Consider the following 15,458-nt stretch of genomic DNA (forward strand, 5'->3'; position numbering starts at 1 on the left):
AAACTTATTCCTGAGGGTTCCTATTGATGTAGAGTGTGAGCCAAGCCATTATCAGGATAGAAAAGGTTTCCGGACCTATGTTGGAATTAAAGCTTAGCCAAAGCAACAGCCCATACCACAAAGGGGCAAAGACAAAACCTATCAGAAACTTAAATGTCGATACGAAGACCGGGTCTTTGATTTTGCTTTTGATCCCTAGCCAAAAAAGGAACAGAGGAAAATGAAAAATCTTCATCATCTTGTTAATGACTGTGCTCTGAGACTCCTTAGAACCCTTTTCAGGTTTTTTGTCTTCAAAAAGAAAAGCATCAACTTCATTTTTATTGCTTACGTCAATTCCATTTTCGATTAGCTTCTTTAAGGTTTCCTTGTACCCTTCAAGAGGAATTTCGACGATGAGTTCTTTCAAGGCTCGCTCTACGGATTTGGTTAATTTGCCTGACTGAGCTGAACTCATCTTTACAGGTATGCATTTTCCAAATCTCAACCGGACAATACTCCCTGATTTTTGGTGGGCACTGTAATCTATACCCACAGGAAGAATCACCGGTTCTTTTTCCGGAAATCGTTCTTTTAAGCCAAATGCCATTCGGGTAAAGCCTTTGCTTAAGGGAAAGAGGTTTCTTTCCAGATGGTGGGTTCCCTCTGCAAAAATGATGACCGTTCCGTTATCCTTCAGCACCTCGTAGGTTTGATCGAAGGTTTGCTGATTTTGTGTAATGGTTGAAAAACCATCCCGGACGCGGAATACAGGGAGCATCCTGATAAAGTTCAGCAACTTTGCCACAAAAGGTTTTTTAAATGCCGAAGCCCTAGTCAAAAACCATGGCTTTAACTTTGATTGGGTGGCGATCAGAAGTGGGTCAATTAAGGCATTTTGGTGGTTAGCGACGAGGATGATAGGGACGTTTTTAGGAATATTCTCTTTTCCTTGAACAATGATTTTCCGAAAATATCCATGCAGGGCAATATTTACTAAACCCGTTAGGAATGCATTAATCAGATTTTTCATTCGAGTTTTTTGAATAATAAGGTTATTCCCATTCCTGCGATTAGGTGCCAAATTCCCCAAAAAGCGGTAATGATGGCCATCCCTCCAAGGCCCGCAAAATAAGTGAAAATCAATACTAGCCCCAAACCTGAATTTTGGATTCCGGTTTCTATGGTTAATGTTTTAATATCAGCAAAGGGCAGTTTCCCCATTTTCCCGGTTAAATATCCCGTGCTCAAGGCAAGTAGATTGTGTGCAAAAACCCAAAGAAAAATCACCGAAATGTACTTTAGAAAAAGATCGAAATTTCCGGCGAAAGCTAGGATTACAAATGCCGAGAAGATCAAAATGCTGAGGGGTTTCAGAATCTTGGAAACTCTGAAGGCAAGAACTGGGGCATAAGTATTCGTCAGTATTCCCAATACCAATGGAATACCCAGTATTAAGGAGACAGTCAGTAAAACTTCCTGAATATCTAAATGAATCTCGGTCAAAAGGAGAGAAGTGGGAGGGTATAGTCCAGCCCAAAGGGCAAAGTTCAATGGAGTGGCGACTACCGACAATAAACTTGAAAAGGCTGTCAGACTGACTGATAATGCGGTATTTCCCTTGGCTAGGTTACTGAGAAAATTGGAGACATTTCCGCCTGGACAGGCTGCAACTAGGAACATCCCCAATGCCACACTCGGCGGTGGTTGAATAAATATGATCAGGCACCAAGTCAAGAAAGGCAAGAATGCGAATTGTGAAAGAACCCCTAAAACGAAGGATTTTGGATTTTTCACCAAATATTTAAAGTCTTCGAAACGAAGATCCAGTGCTACTCCATACATGATCAAGGCTAAGGCCAGATTAAGGGCAAGAAGGTCATTAGGAGAAAAATTGAGGCGGATTGAATCAAGTTCGTGGATCGGGTTCATTGTAGCCTAAAAATCCATGGAATTGGGAATATATCAAAACCTCTTGGTAAGATTTGAAAGTTTTGAAGAGTGAATGTCTTTGTTGTGTGTTGTTTAGATCTTCTGGTTTTTTCAAGAAAGTTTTTGACGGATATATTACTTCTCATCTACATGATTTATGTCAGTTGGAGGCTAGAAACTATGTTTTTTCATGCCTGTTTATCCCGCTTTTTCGTAAAATAAACATTAGTAAGGAATTAAAATTCAGTGGTTTGAATCATTTAAATATTATATAGTTATGAAAACTCTAAAGAATAAAGTAGCCATTATCACAGGATCTGGTTCCGGTATTGGAAAGGCAGCAGCAGTCCTTTTTGCAAGGGAAGGGGCAAAGGTGGTTGTATCTGATATCAATGAGGAACATGGGCAATTGGTGGTGGCAGAAATCCAGAAAAATGGTGGGGATGCATTCTTTGTAAAAGCGGATACATCCAAGCCTGAGGACAATGAGGCTTTGGTAAAAGCTACTGTCCATAAATATGGCAAATTGGACATTGCTGTCAACAATGCAGGTGTAGCAGGTCCAATTGCTCCGACAGGAGAATACCCAATTGATGGCTGGCTAAAAGTGATCGGAGTGAACTTATCAGGGGTATTTTATGGAATGCATTACCAGCTTCAGGCCATGGAAAAAAATGGAGGAGGAAGCATAGTCAATATCGCTTCCATTTTGGGTGCAGTCGCCGCCCAAGGTTCCCCAGCTTATACCGCTTCCAAGCATGGGGTAGTGGGGCTTTCCAAAGCTGTGGCATTGGAATATGCTTCCAAAAATATTCGGGTCAATTCCATTGGGCCCGGGTATATCATGACCCCGATGTTGGCTGGCGCCCTGGATGATGAGGCGATTAAAATGGTGTCATCCCTTCATCCTTTGGGAAGGTTGGGCAAAGCCGAAGAAGTGGCGGAATTGATCCTCTGGTTAGGTTCTGATAAATCTTCCTTTGCTACAGGTGCATACTATCCAGTTGACGGAGGGTATTTGGCCCAATAAACAAAGAACCCGCATCGAATTCGGTGCGGGTTTCTAATTTTTGAAATTTAGTCTTCTATTCCTTCAAACTGACTTGGGTCTAAATTGAAGAATCGGACTGCATTGTTAAAGAAAATGTCCCTTTTTTGATCTTCGGAAAGGTAGTTGGCATTTTCGATTACACCAATGGATGTTTCCAAAAGCTCCGGCCATACCATCAGGTCTGTTCCGTATAGGATTCTTTTTCCAAATCCTGCCTGAACCAATCTTTCTAGATACATGTGGATTTCTTCCAGTGGATAACTCCAGATGAATCCGGCCAAATCCACATAAACATAAGCATTGGCTCCCATCAAGGCGATCATTTCATCTATCATAGGATAGCCTGCATGCATTACCCAGATTTTCAATTTAGGATGACGTGCCAGCATGTCTTCCAATAAGAAAGGGTTGCCCATGGATGCACGGTATTTAGGAGAGGTAATGTTAGCCATACCATTTCCACCTGTTCCCATGTGAATCCCTACTGGGATTCCAAGTTTCTCAGCTACTCCAAAATACTCATCCAATGACATATCACTTGGAGACATACCTTGGTACTGAGGTGCCACCTCACCCATGACTTGGTAAAATCCATTGGAGAGGGAATCCTCAAAAGCTTCTACTGTCATTTGTTCGGCATTACTTATTCCCAAGGATGGAATTACCCGCTTTGGAGCAGCTGCTTTCCAGCGATGAAGGATTTCTGCATCTCCACTTGCTACAAATGTGATATTCAGTCTTTCGGCAGTTTCCATCAATTTCTGCTGAAATTCTTCCGTACTTTTTGCCGCCTTCAAGGGACGTGCACAGTCTGTATTGATAAATGATGGGGGAGTCTGCTTGGGGCCACTTCCCGGCATATTGGAAAGGAACCAAGGACAAAGATCATTTGCAAAATTCGGGTTGATCTGGGAAGCATGCACGTGTACATCGATGATAGGAGCGTGCTTTTTTGCTTCTTGGGCTTGACTGACTTCAGACAGACCCATTATTCCTAATCCAAAAAGAAGGAATCTTCCATAGGTTGAGAAAAGGTTATTTTTCATTGGTTTTGAATTGATTTGGCCTAATCTAATCAATTGTGTCATTATGAAAAAATAAAGAATGACAAAGTGCTTTAACTAGATATAAACAGTTTGGGAGTTAAGATTTTGGAAAAGATTGATCCATGTATTTACCTAGCCGAATTGCTCCAGCTAAATAAAAAGGGGTAGATGATTTCATCTACCCCTTTTTATTTTATTGATGGATTTAAGCTCAATTCCATCCGCCTCCCAGGGCCTTGTACAGCTGTACATTGGCTTGTAATCGTGAAGCTTTCAAATCAGCCAGTTCTATGGCGGATTCCAAAGTTCTGCTTTGGGCATTAATGACCTCCAGATAATTGGCGTAGCCTACAGAAAAGAGGGTATTGGAATGCTCAATGGATCTCTCCAAGACCGAAACTTCGTATTGTTTCATCTTCAGCTGTTGATCATAGGTCTCCATCTGGTTGACCAAATCCAATACTTCCAGATAGGCATTCAGCGTTTTTTTCTCGTATTCCAATAAGGCAATCTGCTGGTCTGCCTTGGCGATTTCGTACAATGAGCGAATTTCTCTCCTGTTGAATATCGGTGCAGTGATACCGGCACCCATTTGGTAAACGCCGGAGGCTGGGTTTAGAAATAGTTTTCCAAAATCAAAAGCATTAAACCCTGCCAGACCAAATAGATTAAAGGAAGGGTAGAAGGCTGCTTTTGCTCTGTTTACATCTGCATTGCTGGCTCTCAACTGGAACTCAGCTTCTTTGAGATCAGGCCTGTTTTGGATCAGATCGGAAGGTAATCCAGCTTGTATTTTCTCCTGAATAGTGATGGCACTGTCAAGATCCATTCGCTCCATGGAAAAGTCCAGGGAACCAATCAAGCGGGCAAGGTTGTATTCAGCACTTTTCAATTCCCGGTTTTTGGCCTGCAATTGCGCACGGGTATTCAATACCAAGGCTTCAAACTGATCAATTGCCAACTGATTGGCTTTACCTCCTTCCTTCAGTTCTATGATCAATTGAAGGGCCAACTCCTGGAGCCGGATGTTTTCTTCCAATACCTCAAGCTCTTTATCTAAAGCTAATAGGCGGTAATAATTTGTCGCCACTTCAGCTACCAAATAGGTGCGAACATGCTTACTCATTTCCTCTGAGGCCAGCATCCTGGATACTGCCGCTCTTTTTTGGTTTCTGAGTTTTCCCCATACATCTAACTCCCAGGCAAATTGAGCCCCAAGCATAAAGTCCCGATAGGGGTCTGGGAGTTTTTTATCCTCACCAATATTTTCCGAGAAGTTAGTGTCAAAATTCCCCACACCATCCATAGTGTATTCTCCAAATTTCCTTTTGGAAGCACCGGCATTTAGGGAAATTGAAGGAAATACCCCCATTCTTGCCCTTGACATCGCAGCCACGGAAGCTTGGATTTTTTGAAGAGCGATCTGATTATCCTGATTATTGTCCAAGGCAGTGCGAATGAGGTTTTTCAAGTACTCATCCTTAAAATAACTTTCCCATTGGACCTGGGAACTGTTCACTAAGGAATCACTCTCCAAGCCTTGGTATTGGTTTGGTAAATAAATTCTGTTTTCAGGTTTGTCAACTTGCTGAATCTTGCATCCGGCAAGAATCAGGAAGGACAGCAGACTGATTAGGACTTGTCTTTTCATAGATCTATCACCGGGCTATGTTTCAATTGATTTTGTCTTTTTTCTTTTTTGGCTCTCAGATGGCTGTCTATGGTTTCAAATACTACATACAAGCCGGGGATTAGGAATACTCCAATGAGTGTTCCGATGAGCATTCCCCCTGCGGCGGCAGTTCCGATGGTCCGGTTTCCAATCGCTCCAGCACCGCTGGCTATAGTAAGCGGGATCAAACCACAGATAAAGGCAAAGGAGGTCATCAAAATAGGTCTCAAGCGTTCTACTCCTCCTTTGATTGCACTTTGTAAAATTGACATGCCTTTTTGCCTGTTTTGGATGGCGATTTCAATGATGAGGATTGCATTTTTCCCCAATAACCCGATCAGCATCACCAGGGAAACCTGGGCATAGATATCATTTTGCAATCCAACCAAGTAGAGAAAGAAATAGGATCCGAATATCCCGGCAGGAAGCGATAAAATCACCGGAAGTGGCAGCATATAACTTTCATATTGTGCTGCGAGCAGCAGGTATACGAACACCAAACAGATCAGGAAAATATACACTGCCTGATTGCCAGAGGCGATTTGCTCTCTCGTGATCCCGGACCAGTCAATGGAAAATCCTCTTGGTAATATTTGAAGAGAGACTTCTTCCACAGCTTTGATCGCATCCCCGGAGGAATAGCCTGGGGCAGCTTCACCGGAAACCAAAGCCGAACTGAACATATTGTATCGGGTCAATTGCTCTGGGCCATATACCCGTTCCAAACTGATGAAGTTGGAGTATGGAACCATTTCCCCTTCCTTGTTTTTGGCATACATATTCAGAAGAGACTCCGGAGAGGTCCTGTATTCAGGGGAGGCCTGGATCATCACCTTATACATTTGTCCATATCGGATAAAATTTGAAGCATAAAAACTACCGATATAACTCTGCAGGGTTTCCATGGACTCCTGAACAGACACACCCAGTTTAGCGGCTTTGTCATGATCCACACTGATCAAAAACTGAGGGAAAGTTGGGTCAAAATTGGTGAATACCTCTTCCAACTCAGGTCTTTCATTGAGAGCCTTGACAAATTCCTCGGTCACCTGGGCCATATTGTCCAAATCCCCTCCGGAACGATCCTGAAGTCTTAATTCAAAACCGGATGCATTTCCAAATCCCGGAACTGGCGGAGGTGCGAAAAACTGAATATCAGCACCCTTTATATGGCTGGTGCGTTCCGTGTAGTCCCTGATCAGCTCATTGACGTCTTTATCCCGCTCATCCCAGGTCTTCAGGTTGATCATCCCCATACCGTAGGAAGCACCGGCTGTTTCTGTAAGCAAACTGTAACCCGCCAAGGTAGATACAGTTTCTACTTCATTGAGCGGAAGCAAAGCAGCCTGTACCTGATCCATGATTTCTGTAGTCCGATCAACGGTGGCTCCGGGAGGAGCCGTTACATTCACGTAAATCATGCCTTGGTCCTCATTGGGGATAAAGCCAGTTGGCACAATTGAAATCATCCCATAGGTCAGAATAAAGAATACGACCAAAATTCCAAAGGTCAGGCCTCTTCTCCCGGCGATTCTGTTGATTACCTGGGAGTATTTTCCTGCCAGGGAATCATATCGTGCATTGAAGCCATTAAAGAAGCGCTGCATCAAGCCTTTCTTTTGATTGGGCTCATGGGAAACCGGCTTTAGCATCATGGCACATAGGGCAGGAGAGAGGGTCAGTGCATTGATTCCAGAAATCACAATGGCTATGGCCAAGGTCAGGGAAAACTGCCTATAAAATATCCCTACAGGTCCGGAAAGGAAGCTCACAGGTACAAATACTGCAGACATCACCAAGGTAATGGCCACGATCGCTCCACCGATTTCCTTCATGGCCTCAATAGTGGCATCAAAAGCATTCAGGTGCAAATCATGCATTTTCACGTGTACTGCTTCTACCACTACAATGGCGTTATCCACCACAATACCAATCGCCAAAACCAAGGCAAAGAGGGTCAGCAGATTGATGGAGAAACCGAAGAGCTGCATAAAAAACAGGGTCCCCACCAAAGAAACCGGAACCGCTATAGCCGGAATCAAAGTTGATCTGAAATCCTGAAGGAAAAGGAATACAACAATAAATACCAACAGGAAGGCCTCAATCAGGGTCTTGATCACCTCATAAATAGAAGCATCCAGAAATCTGCTCACGTCATAGGAAACATTGTATGACATACCTGGAGGGAAGGAAGTCCCTTCCAGTTCATCCATTTTCTCTTTGATATTGGCGATTACTTCCCGGGCATTGGAACCCGGTCTTTGCTTGAGCATGATGGATGCAGATGGACGGCCATCCGTCATCGACATCATATTGTAGTCCAATGCATCAAATTCAATATCGGCCACATCCTTCAGCTTCAGCAAGGAGCCATCCGGAAGGGCTTTGAGTGTAATGTTTCTATATTCCTCTTCCTCATTGAATTTACCTGTGTACTTCAATACATATTGAAGTGCCTGAGGATCCCGGTCTGAGGATATTCCGGATTTTCCCGGAGCAGCTTCCACGTTTTGGTTCTGTATGGCTTCGGTGACATCCTGAGGGGAAATATCATAGGCAGCCAATCGATCGGGTTTCAACCACACCCGCATGGCATAATCCTTCATACCCATGATTTCGGCAAAACCCACACCGTCAATTCGCTTCAGTTCGGGTAGGATATTGATGTCAGCGAAATTGTATACAAATTTTTCATCCTGAGCCGGATCGGAAGTGATAAGATTCAGGTACAAAAGCATGGAATTAACTTCCTTTTCAGTCATTACCCCTGCACGGATTACTTCTTCCGGAAGTTCATCGACTACTGTGGCTACTCGGTTTTGTACGTTTACCGCTGCCTGATCGGGATCGGTACCCACCTGGAAAACAATGGTGATCAAAGTAATCCCTTCGTTGGTATTTACTGAATACATATACTCCATCCCGGGTACTCCATTAATCGCACGCTCAAGAGGTGTAGCGACTGCCTTTGCCAAAACTTCCGCATTGGCTCCGGTATACTTGGCCGTCACCGTCACAGAAGGAGGAACGATATCCGGAAACTGGGTAATAGGCAATGAAGTCAATGCCAACAATCCCAAAAGGGTAATAAAAACCGAGATGACCGTCGAAAGAATCGGTCTCCTGATAAATAACTCAAACATAAGTGCTGGTCTAAGAAATGAGCTTACTTAGCGAATAGTGATAAAATCCTGATACACATCGGCGGCCGCAATGGCCTTGGGTTCTACCTGACTTCCGTCCTGAACCTGCTGAATGCCTTCATAGACGATTTTGTCTCCTGGCATAAAGCCTTCAGCCAAATAATAATTGCCATAGCGCTGTATAGGCTTGAAGCTTCGGACTTTGACGGTGTTGTTTTGATCCACCATGTAGACATAGGTGAAGTCCTGAATCTCAAAAGTGGATTTCTGAGGGATCAAAAACACATGCTCCATCTTGGAGAGCATCTGGATTTTTCCTGATGCTCCATGCTTGATCAGTTGGTTGGGATTAGGGAAGCGTACCCGGAAACCAATTGAACCTGTACCGGATTCAATATCTCCTTCAGTGGTTTCCAAAATGCCCTTGTTGGGATATTCCTGTCCATCAGAAAGAATCAGGGTCAATTGCTCATTCAGTTCGGAAGCGTCCCCGTTTTCAATCTTACTCCTCATAAAATGGAGATATTCACTCTCATTGACTTTGTAGTAGGCAAATACAGAGGAGATATCCGTGATAGAAGTCAGGAGGTCGTTTTCAGTAACCAAACTTCCAATCTTATGGGGAATTCGGTCTACAATTCCATCGAAAGGAGCTCTCACCGTGGTATAGGAAAGTCCAGTCATAGCTGCCTTGAGCTGGGATTCGGCTTGAACAATTTGGGAGTCTGTCACTGCCTTTTTGGATTTAGCGAGTTCGAGCTCGGAAGGGGAAATGATCTTTTTGTCCACCAAAATCTGCAGACGCTCCATTTCCACCTTGGCTGCCTGCTGTTCGGCTTTGGCACGCATGAGATTGGCTCGGGCAGAGTTGACCAGTTCATTGAACTCCTCGCTGGAAAGCTGGAAAAGCTTTTGGCCTTTTTTGACAAACTGGCCCTCATCCACAAAAATCTGGTCCACAAATCCCTCCACCTTGGAACGTATGTCCACAAACTGAATGGCTTGAATATCACAGATATAGGTTTGTGGAACTTCCACATCCCTAGGCAGGAGTTCCAAAACTGGGATTTCCAGAGCCTGGTTGTTTTTTTTGGCCTTGTTGGGATTGGACTGGCAGGAAGGCAGACCCAAAACTATCGTCAAAACAAAGAAGAATGCAAATAGAGGATAATAGGTTTTCCATGCAGAAAAACCCACTGTTTTTTCAGTATTCATGTGGCAGAAATTTTACTTAGGAATTTTTGAGAATAAGGGCGGGTTAACCCTTTGGATCAAGGCGCGTTGCCCTGAATGGCCGATTTAAAATACCGGCTAAATGCGTCTGGGCTACTTGCTTGGGAATAGCGAAGGGACAGCTTGCAGGAAAAAAAAGTCCTGCCCAATTCATGAGTTGCTTCTGCTGCTTCTTTGAAACGCTGTGAGCTAAAATTTTTTAAGGTGGTCCGAAGTAATCGGACATTTAGCTCTATGGGATCTAAATCAACATCCAGGGAGGCAGAGCTTTTTTCTAGGTAATCTACCCGGACAGGGAAATCCATCTTGGTTTCCGCTGCGCTCAGGCTGGTCGCCCCAACGAACAGTAGAAAAGAAAGAAAGAATAACCTGATCATAATTGGCTTAGAATTAAGGTCCTTTTCAAATGGACCTAATACACAGTGACTAATTAGCGACTCAAATAAAGCTTCAAATTAGAAATGGAGTACAAAACTGTTAAAGAATCTTTAATGATTGTCCAATAATTCTGTTGAGTGGTTTTTTTTCAGGGTAAGCATTTTGAAGTTTTTAATGAAATGGGTGTTTGCTTAAACTCATTGTGAAGAAGGATTTCAAAATTAAGAGAATGATAATATGGGACTCATCCATCCAAAAACCAGTCTTTTTAAACGGTTGAAAATGAAGCTGTTTTAGCTTTTCTTTTTATCTACTCAAGGCAATCTCCACCATTTCCTCAAAGGTTTGTTCCTGATTTAGCCAGTCCTGAGCACTAACAGGGTCTTCTCTGTACTTGAGCCTAGTAAACACATGAAGAGAGGAATTGACCATATGGATATTCATTTGACTCTTAGGGGAAACTCCTTGGTAGATTAAGACGGCACTGGCAGGGTCAGCACTTGGGTCCTGTGTGGATTTATAGACTGTCAAGTATGTTCCCGCGGGAAGTTCTATTCCTTTTTGAAGATCTAGACGGACTTTTTTGATGACCTCCTGGAGTTCCTGCAAGGTTTTATACGGCCTAAAGGTGTACCAATAATTTTTTTCACCTTCTGTATTTTCGGATTCAGTGTATCCCACCAGGGGACCTAGCACGCCGATCAAAGGAAGAATCTTGTCAGAGGGTAGCACGATGGGATCTACCATGAATACACTTTTGGGAGGGATTTTATCCCTGAAATAGCCGGCGGCAATGGCTTCCAGAATCAATGCTCCTCCTGTTGAGGAACCCACCAAATGCAAATTGGTATAGCCTGCATCCAAAAGAGCCTCATACTCATCAAAAATCGCCTGCTGCCAATCTTCCCATTTTGCAGACTTAAAATCCGAATAGCTGCGACCATGTCCTCCGAGTAGTACTCTGGAAGTGAAATAGGCATCTGTATCTTCTGACCAATCTATAAATTCCGACCATTCGAAAGTGCTGGCGCTATAGCCATGGCATAGGATAAATACCGGACGGGAGGCTTCCTCTGCAGTAGGATTGGGATGGCGTAGGGAAGTCAAATAGCTTTCTGGATTTAAAAGGGAAGGATCAAAAATCACTTTGCCGTCTAAAAGTTCATCTGAGATCTCAGAAGGATCACCACAGGACCCAAGGAAAAGTCCCAAAAACAGGATCATGCTCATTCCAATGCTATTTCTCAAAAAGCCAAAGGAAATCATTTTCAGATAGGGGAGTAGGTTGGTTTTCATCTCAAAGGGTAGAAAAAGTTGAGCTGTGCAAAGGTGGGATATAGGGTGCCCGGACCCTTCTCACCATTTCCGGAAATGATATTGTAGCCTAAGGCAAGATTGACTTTCACTTGATAGGGCGATGCCCATTCCAGTCCTGCCGTGACGGATAGTAATGGGGAACGCTGGTCCAAGACCTTAAAATCCGGAGATTCATAATCTGCCTTAAAATATCCGGTCCCCAAGCTGAAGAATGGGCGAAGTTGGTGGTCCTTCTTTAGGTAATAAGCCAGCCAAATCTGGTAATTGTCCTGCTTGATGGCATTCGAACCTAGGGCAGAACCCAGGCGACTACTGATAAAGCCAATTCCCAAGTAGAGTCTTTTTGGGGCGATGCTATCCGAGGAGAACTGGGCCACAATCCCATTTTCGAAGTAAAGGCCAAAAGCTTTTTGACTTCGAAGTCCCAAGTCTACATGATACTGCTGGGCATAGGATTCTTCTGGGTGCAAGAAAAGAAGCAAACCCAGGCAGAGCGCAAGATATTTGAGGGTGGTTCGTATCATCATTCCAAAAAGACTAGAAATAAGGTGCTATTCCCAGCAAAGGAATAGCGTTCTGATTTATAGAAATTTACACTTTTCTTTTCGAAAGTCCTTTCGCTGAGGAAAGGATTTTTTACTTGTCAAAACTGTCTGTTTTTTATGATGAAAATCACTTGGGATACTGCGTTTTACTAATTTCAAAATGTCTGTAAGCATCTAAATTTCAGAGGGTAATGAATGATTATTGGTTGATTTGAACTTCGTTTAATTGGAGGAGTAGAGTGGAATAAAAGCGAAACTTTTTGGCAGAGTTTGTACCGGGATTTTCTTATCAAACAATTACCAAATTATATGGCTACAGGGGCTGGGATTTCCATGATCCCAGAATTTTGAGTGTCTCTTTCTAATGCATTCTTAAAACACGATTATCCCAATTCATTATGAAACGATTTCTGATTTTGATTTCCCTGTTTGTACTGATGCTCATGGGAATTCCATTCAAACTCACTGCTCAGCAGATGACCAAGCAAGATTATTTAGAAAAAAGCCGCGACCAAAAAAAATCCGCTTGGGTGCTGCTGGGTGGAGGAGCTGTTTTACTAGGTGCCGGATTTATCGTTTCGATGTCAAATACCGGAGATGCTTTGGTGGGCATGTTAAGCGGTAAGGATTATAATGGTTCCAATACCAACGGTAATATCCTAACCGTGGTAGGGGGCGCTGCAATGCTCGGCAGTATTCCGCTCTTTATAAGTTCAAAAAGTAACTCTGAAAAAGCGATTTTACTGAGCCTTCAAAATAAACCTTTAACAATGCCTAGGCCATATGCTCGATTGCCAAAGTCCTATCCGTCACTTTCTCTAAAAATTCCTTTGAATTGATGCAGAAGGTGCCAAGAAAAATAGGCTTGGTTCTCAATTAGTTTGGTCAATATTAATCTTGAAAAGTTTTAAAGGAGGTATTTATGAAACGAGTGGGATTTTGGCTTTTGCTCACATTAATGTTACAGTCAGCAGTTTTCAGCAAGTTATTCGCTCAGGAACTGAGTAAGGAGGATTACCTTGAAATGAGTCAGAAACAAAAAAAGTCCGGCATCACTCTTTTGCTTTTCGGATCCGCAATGGTTACAACAGGACTTATTATGATTGATGGCGACTTTATATGCATGGGAAATTGCAGTTCTAATGGCGTATCAGAAACAGGGGGAGTGTTATTGTTACTTGGTTCTGTCGGCATAATCAGCGGAATTCCAACACTGATCAAATCCTCTTCAAATTCCAAAAAGGCTGCTAGGCTTAGCCTTAAACATCAACCCATCAATTTTCCAAGAATTCCAAATCAGATTCCAAAGAGTTACCCATCTATTTCAGTGGGTATTCCTTTGGATTAAAGGCGATCGGGACTGGAGTTTTCATTATTCCAGGATTCAAAGTTTTTCTTTCATTAATTCTTAAAACATGATTTAACCGTATTCATCATGAAACGCTTAGCGATCCTGATTTTCCTGATTTCTACATTTTGCTCAGGAATAATCTATCAAACCATGGCCCAGGAAATGACCAAGCAAGATTATCTTGAATTGAGTAGACAACAAAAGAATGTAGGGCTCATACTCTTAGGAGGAGGTGCAGCACTGGTGACGACCGGACTTCTAATTGTTTCCGGAGATTTAGATTCAACAATTGGAGGAGTCTGTTTTTATACAGGGAGTATTGCTGTAGTCTCTGGTTTGGTGACCTTGATACATGCCAATAATACCAAGATGAAGGCAAATAAATTGACTCTTTCAAATCACCCCCTTTATATTCTAGGTGCCACTAATGGAATCCAAAAATCGTATCCGGCACTTACCTTTAAAATTTCCTTGAATTGACAGAAAGGATGCCGGAAAAAATTGCCTTGGGTCTCCTATGGGAAACCTGAGATCTTTTAGGTTTTGTTTTACCGGCATTCAACTTTCTGTTACCAAAAATCCGATCTATCGTTGATGTAGATCTATAAATTTTTTTTAAAAAGGTTATTAAAATATTTTAATTTTTTCTCAATAAAACTTAAAACTATTTCAAAATCAAGTGGTTAAAAGTGCATTAATTCTTTATTTAACACTAAACCTACTTAATATGAAAAAGAGAATAAACCGATTACTGCCAGGAAGCTTTTTGATTGGTTTCCTGATTTTTTTTGGTTCCTGCACAGACATGGAACAGAGTCAGGTAACCCAGGATATGACCCTGAAGTCCATTCCTGAAGTTCTCAAAACCATGGAAAAAGGGGATGAGGGAGATTTGAATGCCAGAAAAAGTGCAGGAAATACTTATGCGACTTTTAATGCTGCTCTTGGAAGTTCGGGTCTGGCCTCAGTTTTTGCACAAAATGAACTCACTGTTTTTGCACCCAATGATGCTGCATTTGCAGAATTAGGATTGAATCCCGGAAATATCAGATCTCTGCCGAATTTGACGGAAATTCTCCTTTACCATGTAGTAGGAGGTACCGTACTTTCTACGGACCTGATGTCGGGATTTGTGCCAACCTTAAATGGTGCTGCCGTGCAAATTGATGTGATGACGGATCCTATGGTCAATGATGCAAGTATCATCTTGGTAGATAAAATGGCCAGAAATGGAGTTATCCATGGAATTGATGCAGTATTGATGCCGCCGACTAAGAATATTCTGGAATTAGTGGAAAGCAATGCGGATTTTTCGATTCTCAAAACAGCCATTGAAGCAGCAGGTGTAGGGGATATTTTGGCTAACACCGATGGATTGACTGTTTTTGCACCAGATAATGATGCTTTTGTAGCGCTTCTAGGGGAATATGGATTCGCAGATTTGAATGAAGTTGTGGCTGCACTCGGGCAGGAAGGTCTTGTTCGAGTTTTGGCTTACCATGTTTTTGATGGAGGCAGGGTGTTTTCATCTGACCTATCAGATACCTCTATCGAGATGTTCTCTGGAGATCAATTGACCATCGATACCTCTGGACCAAAATTGATTGATTTCTATGGACGGGAATCCATGATTTTGGATACAGACATTCAAGCAACTAATGGAGTGGTACACGTGATCAACCAAGTGGTACTTCCGGAAGTTTTGCCATAAACAAAACCAACTTGTTCAAAGCCTTCCTGTAATGAGGAAGGCTTTTTTTTATACCAAAAATCAAAAAGCTTTTTTATCTCGGATCGGAATCCAAATCTCC

14 protein-coding genes are annotated in these 15,458 nt (G+C 42.6%); 5 read left to right on the forward strand and 9 right to left on the reverse strand.

What is annotated here, in order from left to right; all coding sequences use genetic code 11:
- Nucleotides 1–4: 4 nt before the first annotated feature.
- Nucleotides 5–1,012: a 1-acyl-sn-glycerol-3-phosphate acyltransferase gene (locus P2G54_RS07935; protein WP_275869923.1), complete on the reverse strand. Its 1,008-nt coding sequence runs from the start codon at nt 1,010–1,012 to the stop codon at nt 5–7.
- Complete coding sequence (locus P2G54_RS07940) at nt 1,009–1,911, reverse strand: bile acid:sodium symporter family protein (RefSeq protein ID WP_275869925.1); 903 nt, start codon at nt 1,909–1,911, stop codon at nt 1,009–1,011. Before P2G54_RS07940 ends, P2G54_RS07935 begins: the two co-directional genes overlap by 4 nt.
- A gap of 277 nt (nt 1,912–2,188) precedes the next feature.
- Here P2G54_RS07940 and P2G54_RS07945 point away from each other — a divergent pair, with 277 nt between their 5' ends.
- Nucleotides 2,189–2,941 (forward strand): glucose 1-dehydrogenase, encoded by a 753-nt coding sequence (locus tag P2G54_RS07945; protein WP_275869927.1) that lies wholly within the window; start codon nt 2,189–2,191, stop codon nt 2,939–2,941.
- A gap of 47 nt (nt 2,942–2,988) precedes the next feature.
- Here the strand turns inward: P2G54_RS07945 and P2G54_RS07950 are convergent, their stop codons facing one another.
- From P2G54_RS07950 to P2G54_RS07980, 7 genes are all read right to left on the reverse strand, one after another.
- Entirely contained in the window at nt 2,989–4,008 is a 1,020-nt protein-coding gene (locus tag P2G54_RS07950; protein WP_275869929.1) for an amidohydrolase family protein, read from the reverse strand.
- A 211-nt stretch (nt 4,009–4,219) separates the two neighbouring features.
- Nucleotides 4,220–5,659 (reverse strand): TolC family protein, encoded by a 1,440-nt coding sequence (locus P2G54_RS07955; RefSeq protein ID WP_275869931.1) that lies wholly within the window; start codon nt 5,657–5,659, stop codon nt 4,220–4,222.
- Nucleotides 5,656–8,823 carry an efflux RND transporter permease subunit gene (locus P2G54_RS07960; protein WP_275869933.1) on the reverse strand — a complete coding sequence of 1,056 codons (3,168 nt, stop codon included), beginning with the start codon at nt 8,821–8,823 and terminating at the stop codon, nt 5,656–5,658. The genes P2G54_RS07955 and P2G54_RS07960 overlap by 4 nt, the downstream gene beginning before the upstream one ends.
- A 27-nt stretch (nt 8,824–8,850) precedes the next feature.
- On the reverse strand, nt 8,851–10,038 hold the full coding sequence (locus P2G54_RS07965) for an efflux RND transporter periplasmic adaptor subunit (RefSeq protein ID WP_275869934.1): 1,188 nt from the start codon (nt 10,036–10,038) through the stop codon (nt 8,851–8,853).
- 56 nt (nt 10,039–10,094) lie between these two features.
- Entirely contained in the window at nt 10,095–10,433 is a 339-nt protein-coding gene (locus P2G54_RS07970; RefSeq protein WP_275869936.1) for a hypothetical protein, read from the reverse strand.
- A gap of 307 nt (nt 10,434–10,740) precedes the next feature.
- Nucleotides 10,741–11,730 (reverse strand): alpha/beta fold hydrolase, encoded by a 990-nt coding sequence (locus P2G54_RS07975; protein ID WP_275869938.1) that lies wholly within the window; start codon nt 11,728–11,730, stop codon nt 10,741–10,743.
- Nucleotides 11,727–12,278, reverse strand: a complete 552-nt coding sequence (locus P2G54_RS07980) for a hypothetical protein (protein ID WP_275869939.1) — start codon at nt 12,276–12,278, stop codon at nt 11,727–11,729. The genes P2G54_RS07975 and P2G54_RS07980 overlap by 4 nt, the downstream gene beginning before the upstream one ends.
- Before the next feature lie 416 nt (nt 12,279–12,694).
- Between P2G54_RS07980 and P2G54_RS07985 the strand changes: the two genes are divergently transcribed.
- From P2G54_RS07985 to P2G54_RS08000, 4 genes are all read left to right on the forward strand, one after another.
- Nucleotides 12,695–13,135 carry a hypothetical protein gene (locus tag P2G54_RS07985; RefSeq protein WP_275869940.1) on the forward strand — a complete coding sequence of 147 codons (441 nt, stop codon included), beginning with the start codon at nt 12,695–12,697 and terminating at the stop codon, nt 13,133–13,135.
- Nucleotides 13,136–13,218: 83 nt separating this feature from the next.
- On the forward strand, nt 13,219–13,644 hold the full coding sequence (locus P2G54_RS07990) for a hypothetical protein (protein ID WP_275869942.1): 426 nt from the start codon (nt 13,219–13,221) through the stop codon (nt 13,642–13,644).
- Nucleotides 13,645–13,731: 87 nt separating this feature from the next.
- A complete protein-coding gene (locus tag P2G54_RS07995) occupies nt 13,732–14,127 on the forward strand; it encodes a hypothetical protein (protein WP_275869944.1) in 396 nt (131 codons plus the stop codon).
- Between the two features lie 247 nt (nt 14,128–14,374).
- Nucleotides 14,375–15,358, forward strand: coding sequence for a fasciclin domain-containing protein (locus P2G54_RS08000; protein ID WP_275869945.1), 984 nt, complete (start codon nt 14,375–14,377; stop codon nt 15,356–15,358).
- Nucleotides 15,359–15,458 lie beyond the last annotated feature (100 nt).

Origin of the sequence: Algoriphagus sp. CAU 1675 (assembly GCF_029222925.1) — a bacterium.
GTDB lineage: Bacteria > Bacteroidota > Bacteroidia > Cytophagales > Cyclobacteriaceae > Algoriphagus.